The 9,446-nt window shown below is 66.6% G+C and carries 2 protein-coding genes; both read right to left on the bottom strand.

Annotated features, from left to right (window positions below):
• Window positions 1–523: 523 nt before the first annotated feature.
• Complete coding sequence (locus VC212_RS22490) at window positions 524–745, bottom strand: hypothetical protein (RefSeq protein ID WP_115526570.1); 222 nt, start codon at window positions 743–745, stop codon at window positions 524–526.
• A complete protein-coding gene (locus VC212_RS22485; protein WP_323526973.1) occupies window positions 742–9,279 on the bottom strand; it encodes a glucoamylase family protein in 8,538 nt (2,845 codons plus the stop codon). The genes VC212_RS22490 and VC212_RS22485 overlap by 4 nt, the downstream gene beginning before the upstream one ends.
• Window positions 9,280–9,446: the final 167 nt, after the last annotated feature.

The raw sequence follows: 9,446 nt of genomic DNA, 5'->3' as shown, positions 1-9,446 counted from the left end.
GAAGGAAACCGATCAACGGTCGCGGATTGAGGTCCTGACCAACACAGTTGCTACATGGACGTACTTGCGGCGTGTCCCGCGAGCGGCGAGGGCACCGCACATTCGACTCACTCAGCGTTTGACGGTATCCAAACGCCTCTACGACTCCAATCCTTGGCTGCCTTTGCAGCGTGTCTCGATGGAATGAGATATTTCGGATAGATCAGATGCAGAGCGGGTGATCTGCAGCTTGGTTGCAGGGCACTTGCCTGCTCACCGTCGCGGGACACGCTGCAAATACGCCCATGTAAGTTCTTCTGCGGCATTCATGCCGCGTAAGAGCCCGCGACGGTGAGCGGGCAAGGACCAGTCGAGATAGTCGGTGTGCATAGTGCAAGCAATGCAGGACTTACGTCTGATTGGTTAGCTATCGTGTCGTTCTGCGGCCCGCACCACCGAGCCCATGCAACTTGCGAGACGCTCAGTTTTTTACCCGGCAACCGACTGACATTCTGGTGCGGCGTTCTCGCCGCTTGTGGGACACTTATTGCGTACGCGTGAGCCCGTGACGGTGCAACAACTGTTGCAGGCGGTCCTGCACCCGCTGCAGGTCAGCGTCGGCTGCCTCGTCCAGAATGTCCTGCGCCAGTGCATCGAACTGCGGCCAGAACTGGCTGGGGTCGCGCACCCGCTGCGGCCAGACCGACAGCATCTTGCCCAGCTCGGAGAGCTGATGATTGGTGTGGGTGCGTGTGTGCAGGCTCATGTCGCGTCTCCCGGCCAGTCCAGAGCCACAGCGTGAACCGCACCGTCGTCGATGAGAGTGAAAGCAAGCTCGGCCTGCAGCACGCCATCTAGCTCCAGCCGTGCCGCGCCACCTGGGCGTTGGGTGACATCGATGACGTAGGTGCTGGCGCCGAAGCGATACCGCAGCTGGTAGCCCGGCCAGCCGGCCGGGATGCACGGCACGATGTGCATGCGTTCGCCATGCCGTTGCAGGCCGAGCAGCGATTCGGTCAGCAGCCGGTACATCCAGCCTGCCGCGCCGGTGTACCAGCTCCAGCCACCGCGGCCGGCGTGCGGCGCCACCGCGTAGACATCGGCGGCCAGCACGTACGGTTCGGCCATGTAGCGTTGCACCGCCGCTGCATCGCGGGCATGGTGGATCGGATTGATCATGCCGGCCAGTTGCCAGGCCCGCGCGCTGTCGCCGAGGTGGGCGAAGGCCATCGTCGCCCACACCGCCGCATGCGTGTACTGTCCGCCGTTCTCGCGCACGCCGGGGACGTAGCCACGGATATAACCGGGGTCGTGTTCGGTGCGATCGAACGGCGGCATCAGCAGCTTGACGATGCCGGCGTCGGTGTCGACCAGATGCTGGTGCATCGCGTCCATCGCCTGTGCGCTGCACGCCGGGTCCATGGCGCCGGATAGCACCGCCCAGCTCTGCGACAACGAATCGATACGGCATTCGTCCGAGTCACTTGCGCCCAGCGGGGTGCCATCGTCGAACCAGGCGCGCCGGTACCAGCCACCATCCCAGGCATGCTGCTCCAGCGATGCGCGCAAAGATTGTGCATGTGTGCGACAGGTGGCCGTGAATGCCGCATCGTCACGCTGCGCGGCCACGTCTGCGAAACGCAGCAGCGTGTCGTAGAGGAAAAAGCCCAGCCACACGCTCTCGCCCTTGCCGTCCTTGCCGACCCGGTTCATGCCGTCGTTCCAATCGCCGCTGCCGATCAGCGGCAGGCCGCGTTCGCCCAGCCGGGTCATGCCACGTTGCAGGGCGAGCACGCTATGCGCATACAGCGACTGCATGTTGCCGGTGAGCTGCGGCAGGTCGTAATACGATTCTTCGTCGGGCTTGAGTGCGCGCCCATCGATGAAGCCCACGCGCTCGTCCAGCACGCTGGTATCGGCGGTGGTGTCCAGATAGCGGCACAGCGCCTGTGGCAACCACAGAAAATCGTCCGAACACTGCGTGCGCACACCCCGGTTCTGCGGCGGGTGCCACCAATGCTGCACATCGCCCTGTACGAACTGATGCGCGGCGCAGCGCAGCAGATGCGCGCGGGTGAGGGCCGGCTGCGCATGCACCATCGCCATGCTGTCCTGCAACTGGTCGCGGAAGCCGAACGCGCCACCAGACTGGTAGTAACCGCTGCGTGCCAGGAAGCGGCAGGCGATGGTCTGGTAGAGCAGCCAGCCATTGGCCAGCAGATCCACCGCCGCATCGGGCGTGCTCACCTGCACGGTGCCCAGAATCTGCTGCCAGTGCGCACGCACCGCCAGCAGTGCAGTGTGCGCGGTGGCCACGCCACGGCTTTGACGTGCCAGCGTCAGTGCGCTGGCGCGATCGGCGGCCGCACCCAGACGGAACACCGTTTCGAAGGTCTGTTCGGCCGCCAGCGTCACCGGAATCTGGATCGCCGCGCACGGGTCCAGGCCGGCACCGACGCGACCGGACAAGCGCTGCCGAGTGAGCGCGGCGGGGGCGGCCAGGCTGCCGTTGCGCCCGAGGAATTCGCTGCGGTCGGCGGTGATGCTGCGGCTGGGCGCATCGGCATCGAAGAACGCCACGCGCCCGTCGAACTCGGTGTTGTACGGGTTGCGCGCGGTCAGCACGCTGCTGCCCAGATCCACCTCGCTGACCACATGCAGTTGCGAGCGTGCGCGGATGTCGCCGAGCACCCATTCCACATACCCGGTGACGCTGAGCCTGCGCGGGCGCCCGGACAGATTTTTCAGCCGTAGATGGCTGAACTTGATCGGCCGCTCCACATCGACGAACACCCACAGCTCGCTGCCGATACCGTGTTCGATATGGCTGTAGACGCTATAGCCGAAGCCGTGGCGCACGGTATAGCGACCGTTGCCGCGGCATGGCAGTGCCATCGGCGACCACACTTCGCCGGTGTCGTCGTCGCGCAGATAGAACGCCTCGCTGGAGGCATCGCCGACCGGGTCGTTGTGCCACGGCGTGAGCCGGAATTCGTGCGCGTTCTCGGCCCAGCTGTAACCGGGGCTGCTGTCGCTGACCACGCTGCCGAACTGCGCATTGGCCATCACGTTGCACCACGGCGCCGGCGTGGCGGTGCCTTCGTCCAGGGTGATGCGGTATTCGCGGCCGTCGGCGGCGAAAGCGCCCAGGCCGTTGTCGAACAGCACCGCTTCTTCGGCTGCGGCCTGCAGGGTGTGGTCCAGGTAAGCGGCGTGGGTGCTGGCCAACGCGTCGGCGCTGTCCAGTTGCTGGATCGGCTCCAGCAGCGGCGGGTGCGCACGTGCGCTGGGGTGGCGCTGCAGTTGCGCGTCCAGGGTGCCGTTGGCATCGCTCAGGATCGCGCGTGCCACGGTCTGCAACAGCACGCGGTCTTCCTGCGAAATGTGTTCGATGGCGCGCACGAAAATACCGCCGGGGCGGTCGAGCACATTGGCTTCGGGGTCGGCGGCGATCAGGCCCAGGATGGCGTCCTGCAACTGCTGGCGATAGCCGGCCTGGCTTTCGTTCCAGATCACCAGGTCCGCACGCAGGCCTTTCAAGCGCCAATACGCGTGCGCCTGCACCAGCTGGCGCGCCAGTTCGAGATTGTCCGGGTCGGTGATGCGCAGCAGCACGATCGGCAGATCGCCGGAGATGGCGTGACTCCACAGCGCCGACTGGCCGCGGTGGTTGTGCAGCAGTACCTCGTTGTCGGCGCGCAGTTGCGGGTCGACGAACAGCACGCGTGCGGCCAGCCGCTCGTAGAGCATCGCATCGGCCAACGAAGCATTGATCTGCCGGCGCGTGACCTGGCTCTGGGTCAGTGCCAGATCGAACACCCGGTCGGCCAGACGGCGGTCGCGGTACTTGTCGATCAACGCGGTGCAGGCGGTGCGTTGGGTGCCCACGCCGTAGACCATGTCGACCTGCGCTTGCTGATCGGGCGCCAGCGAAATACGGCAGCGGATCGCCACGATCGGGTCCAGCACCGAGCCGGCCGCGCCCGACAGCGCGGTCTGTTCGCTCAGGGCCGCCGGATTGCGGGTGCTGCGCCCCCGCCCGATGAACGCGGCGCGGTCGGTCTCGTAGGAGATCGTCGCCACATCGGCATCGTGCACCGCCACCAGATGCAGCATCCACGGCTGCGCCTCGTCGTGCCCACGCGGTCGGCGTGTGCACAGCAGGGCCTGTCGGTCGGCCAGGATCTCGGTCTGCACGAACAGGTTGCTGAAAGCCGGATGCGCCTCATCGGAGGCGGCCGGCGCCAGCACCACTTCGGCGTAGGTGGTGATCTCGATGACCCGCGTCTGCCGCGAGCGGTTGCGGATGCGCAAGCGGCGCAGTTCCACATCGTCCTCGGCGGAAATGGCGATTTCCAGATGGCTGTCGTACCGCTGGTGGCTGCCCTTGAACTCGGCCTTTGCATCGGAAAAGATCGCTTCGTAGCGCTCTACCGGCACGCAGGTCGGTTGATGCGCGGCCGACCACACCGCGCCGCTGTCCACATCGCGCAGATAGCAGAACGTGCCCCAGTGATCGCGGGTGCCATCCTCGCGCCAGCGGGTGACCGCCATGTCGCGTGCACGGCTGTAGCCACCGCCGGCGGAGGTCAACATGCCGTGGTAACGCCCGTTGGAGAGCAGTTGCAACGCCGGCTGCGCCATGTTGGGGTCGCGATGGATACGCAGCGCCATCCCCGCCTCGGTGGCGACCGGGCGTTCGGCTGCTTCGACCAGGCCTTTGACGTAGACGCCGGCACGCGGTGCGCGCTCCTGCAACAGCAACAGCGTGGCCTGGAATTGCGGATCGGCGACAAAGCGTTGTTGCATCGGCGCATCGCGCAACACGTGATCCAGCGCCAGCAGCGCCATGCCCTGGTGATGCGACATGAACGAGCGCACCACGGCGTGTTGTTCGCCACGCGGCACCCGCGAGGGCGTGTAATCGATTGCCTCGTACAGACCGAAGCGGCCGCCGAAGCCCAGCGCCTGCAGTTGCTGCAGATTGCGGCAGGCCGCATCCGGTTCGACCATCAACGCCATCGCGCTGGCATAGGGCGCGATCACCAGATCCTGTCCCAGCCCGCGCTTGAGCCCCAGCCCGGGGACGCCGAACGCGCGGTATTGATAATTGCGCCGCGTATCGACCGTGTTGTAGCCCGATTCGGACACGCCCCACGGCACATCGCGCGCCGCGCCGTAGCGGATCTGCGCCTGCACCGCGCCGCGCATCGAGCGGCTCAGCAGCGTCTGCGGGTAGCTGGGCATCACCAGGTCGGGCATCAGGTACTCGAACATCGAGCCGCTCCACGACAGCAGCGTCGGCTCGGCGCCGGTATCGGTCAGCGTGCGTCCCAGCGCGAACCAGCTGTCCTGCGGCAGCTTGCCCTGTGCGATCGCCACGAAGAGCCCTAAGCGCGCCTCCGAGGCCAGCAGGTCGTAATGGCCGCTATCCAGGCGGCGGTCGTCGACGTTGTAGCCGATCGACAACAACTGCTGGGCACGGTTGTAGAGAAAGCCGTAGTCCATCTGCGCCAGTTGCCCGGCGATATGCGCAAGCCGTTGCAGCTCCTGTACGCGCGTGGCGGCCCAGGTCTGCACCTGCGGCGGCTGGTCGCCGTCGGCCAGTTGCCGCAACGTGGCGATCGCCTGGGAGGGCTCTTCCGCTGTGTGCGGAGAGGGGCTGGCGAGTGCCGGCGCGCACTGGCTCAACTCGTCCAGCGTCGCCTTGCAACAGTCCACCAGGCGCTGCGGCCAGGGTTCTTCGTCATCGCCAATGCTCGGCATCGCCGCCAGGAGCGATTGGCTCTGTGCCAACAGCAGCCGCAGGGCGGCATCGGCCTGGTGCAGGGTTGGCGTGGGCTGGTTGCGGATCGTCTGCACGCGCTGCGTCATCGCGCGCAGTGCAGCGGTGGCATCGTCGCTGCGCGGCGTCGTTTGCATGCTCAGCACGCCAAGTGTGTCGGCAAGCCCGTCGAACACCGCCATCGACACCGCCGGCGCATCCACCAGCGCCAGCAGCCCTTGCCGCAGCGTCAGCAGATGCCCGACCAGGTTGCCGCTATCGACGGTGGAGACATAGCGCGGTAGTAGCGGCGCCAGCGTTTCGGTGTCGTACCAGTTGTAGAAATGGCCGCGGTGGCGCGGTAGCGATTCCAGCGTGGTCAGCGTGTCGGCCACGCGGGTCATCACGCCGGCCACGGTCAGGTAGCCCAGATCGTAGGCGGCCAGGTTGGCCAGCAACCCCAGCCCGATGTTGGTCGGCGAGGTGCGGTTGGCCACCACCGTGACCGGATATTCCTGCACGTTGTCCGGCGGCAGCCAATGGTGCTGCGCGGTGCTATGGCTCTCGAAAAACGCCCAGGTGCGCCGCGACAATCCGCCGAGGAAATCGCGCTGCTCCTGCGACAACTGCGTCACCGGCGCAGCGGGCTGTTCGCCCAGCCAGGCCATCAGCCAGGGCGCGCCCAACCACGCCAGCCCCAGCGGCAGCGCCGCCCACAAGGCCGACGGCGACCACCACGCCACCGCCGCAACCACCAGCGCCGCACTGCAGGCTGCGCTGGCCATCAGCGGGTGTTCGGCATTGCCGCTGCGCGCGCTGCGTTCCACTTCGCTGGATGGCGCCCACTGCAACAGATGGCGATGGGTGATCGTCATACGCAGTAGCGTGCGGGCGATGGCCGCCAGCTGCAGCCCTGCCTCGAACGGCAGGCAGGCCAGCACCACACCGGTGCGCAGCAGATGCTGGCGCAGCCCCACCCCCACCTGGCGCGCGTGATGACGCAGCCCCAGGCCCTCGGGCGGATGCGCCAACGCATACAGCGTCGAACACAGCCCCGGCAGCAGCCACAGCACCAACAGCCAGAGCGTCCAACGCAGCGGTGTGGGCGAGCACAGCCAGCCGATCAGCAACAAGCCGAAAGCGGCCGGTGCCACCAGGCTGCGGCGCAGGTTGTCCAGCAGCTTGCCGCGCGACAACCACGACAGCGGATTGCGCGCGCGCCGGCCACCCCGGTCGGGCACCCAAGGCAGCAGCCACGGCAAGAGCTGCCAGTCGCCACGCACCCAGCGCGCGCGGCGCTTGGCATCGGTGGCATAGCGCTGCGGATGGCGCTCGTACAGGCGCACGTCGCTGAGCAAACCGGCGCGTACATAGCAGCCTTCCAGCAGGTCGTGGCTGAGCACGCGGTTGTCGGGGAAGCGGCCGGCCAGCACCTGCTCGAAGGTGGCCACGGCATAGATGCCCTTGCCGATGAAGGAGCCTTCGCCGAACAGGTCCTGATACACGTCCGACACCACGCGCGTGTACGGGTCGATGCCCGGCTCGATGCCGAACATGCGTGCAAAGCGCGATTCGCCGCCCTCGCTCATGCCGGTGCCCAAGCCAGGCTGCAGGATGCCGTAACCGGCTTCGATGATCTGCCCGGACGCATCCATGCGCGGCACATTCAACGGATGCGACATCGCGCCGACCAATGCGCGTGCCGCATCCCGGGGCAGGTGGGTATCGCTATCGAGCGTGATCACATAACGCACCTGCACCAGCGCGGCGACATCGCCTTGCACCTGCAGGAAGTCGTTGGCTGCCTGCAGCGGCGCATCTTCCGCGCAGAGCAGGCGGTTGAGTGCTTCCAGCTTGCCGCGCTTGCGCTCTGCGCCCATCCAGCAGCCCTCGTGGGCGTTCCATTCGCGTGCGCGGTGCAGCAGGAAGAACCGATCGACATGCGCGTCGGCATACGCCGCGTTGAGCCGATCGATGTGTTGCGCCGCATGCGCCACCAGTGCCATGTCGGCAGGTAACAAGGCCTGCGTGGCATCGAGAAAATCGGTGAGCAGCGCGAAGTACAGCTGTTCGTCGCGGTTGGCCAGGTAATGCACCTCCAATGCGCCGACCAGCTCATCGATGGCATCGGCACTGGCCAGCATGCTCGGCATCACCACCAGCGTGCGGCAATCCGGTGGAATGCCCAGGCGGAGGTCCATGCGCGGCAACGGATGCGGGCGCACCCATAGCGTCGCCACCCAATTGACCAAGGCAATACCCAACTCGCTGGCGGCCAGGAGTGCGAGACCGGCGGTGGTCCACCACAGCGCCGCTGGCAGTGCGCTCACGCCCTGCAGCAAGAGGCCGGTCCATAGCAGGGCGATCAATGCGATCGGCAACAGATACACCGGCAGCGCAACGCGGCGTGCGCGCCGCCCGCGAGGCAATGGCGTCGGGCGCGCGGACATGGATGGCGCGCGCAGCGCGGCACGCAACGTCGGCAGCCCCGCATCCACCAGGTAATAGCCCACATGGGCGGTCACCGGCGCGTCGGCGCTGGCCTGAGCGGCCAGCTGCAACACCGTCTGCGCCACCGCCGGTTCGTCGCAGTGCATGCGCTGGGCCAGGTGCTCCACCACATGCCGGTAGGCATCGCGGGTCTGAAAATCCATGCGCGCATAGACATCGGCCGGGTCGCTGCGCAGGTGCTGCTCCACCACACTCATGCTTTCGACGAATTCGCGCCAATCCATTTCATCCAGAAACCGCAGGCTGCCGATACTGTTGCTGATCGCCACCTGTTCGGCCGCCTGGCGTTGGCTTTCGGCATGCACCAGCCCCTCCACGCTTTGGCCTTCGCTGGCCAGCCATTGCTCCACCCAGGCACTGGCCATCGACAGCACCGGGCCGCGGCCCTGGATGCCGCGCGTCAACTCAGCGACGAACGCGCCGGTGGCCGGCGGTTGCGAGCGCGCCAGATCGGCCACCACCACCACCACATCCTTGGGCTGGGACGCGGCAGTAGCATTGAGCAAGGCCGCCCAGTCTGCGGCGAGGGCGTTGTCGCGCCCGTCGTGCATGATGCCGTCGGCAATGCGGCGCACGTTGTCGAGCAATGCCAGCCGCAGCACGATTGGAATCGCCCACAGCTCGCCGAGTTTGAGCGGTGCCACCTGTTGATAGGCTGCGATGAAACGGCTCAGCGTGATCGCGTCCACACGCCCGTCGCCATGCGCGACGACCTGCAGGCCCAACTCGTAGACGCGCGGCAGGCCGATTGCGGTAGCGGTGCGCAGACGCGGCAGTTGCCGGCTGTAGCCGGGCGGAAGATGCAGCCGCGCCAGGCGCATTTGCTCTTCGATCAGATAATAGTTGTCCAGCAACCACTCGCCGGCAGGATGCAATCGCACGCCATCGGCTGCCATCTCGGTCAGGCGCGATGCCGCACCGTCGAGCGCGCGTTGGTTGAACTTGAGCCCCGACAACAACAGCTCGCGTGCCGGCCCGGTGTAGAGCGCATGCGAGGTTGCCAGCGCGCGCGCCAGCGTTTCCATCTGCTCGTCGCCGAGCAAGGCAACGCCCGGTGCGACCGCATCACGGACCGGATGCGCTTGTAGTGATCGTGCTGGTTGGGTAATCGATTGCCACCAGAGAGAGAACGCAGACGCTTTCCGCTTTGGCGGCATGGAGACATTGCCTGTGCAGCATAAGTGCCGCTAGA

The sequence above is a fragment of the Xanthomonas sp. WHRI 8932A genome, from assembly GCF_035012785.1.
GTDB lineage: Bacteria > Pseudomonadota > Gammaproteobacteria > Xanthomonadales > Xanthomonadaceae > Xanthomonas.
The sequence above is the reverse complement of the archived record's forward strand: the minus strand, read 5'-3'. Positions and strand labels throughout refer to the sequence as shown.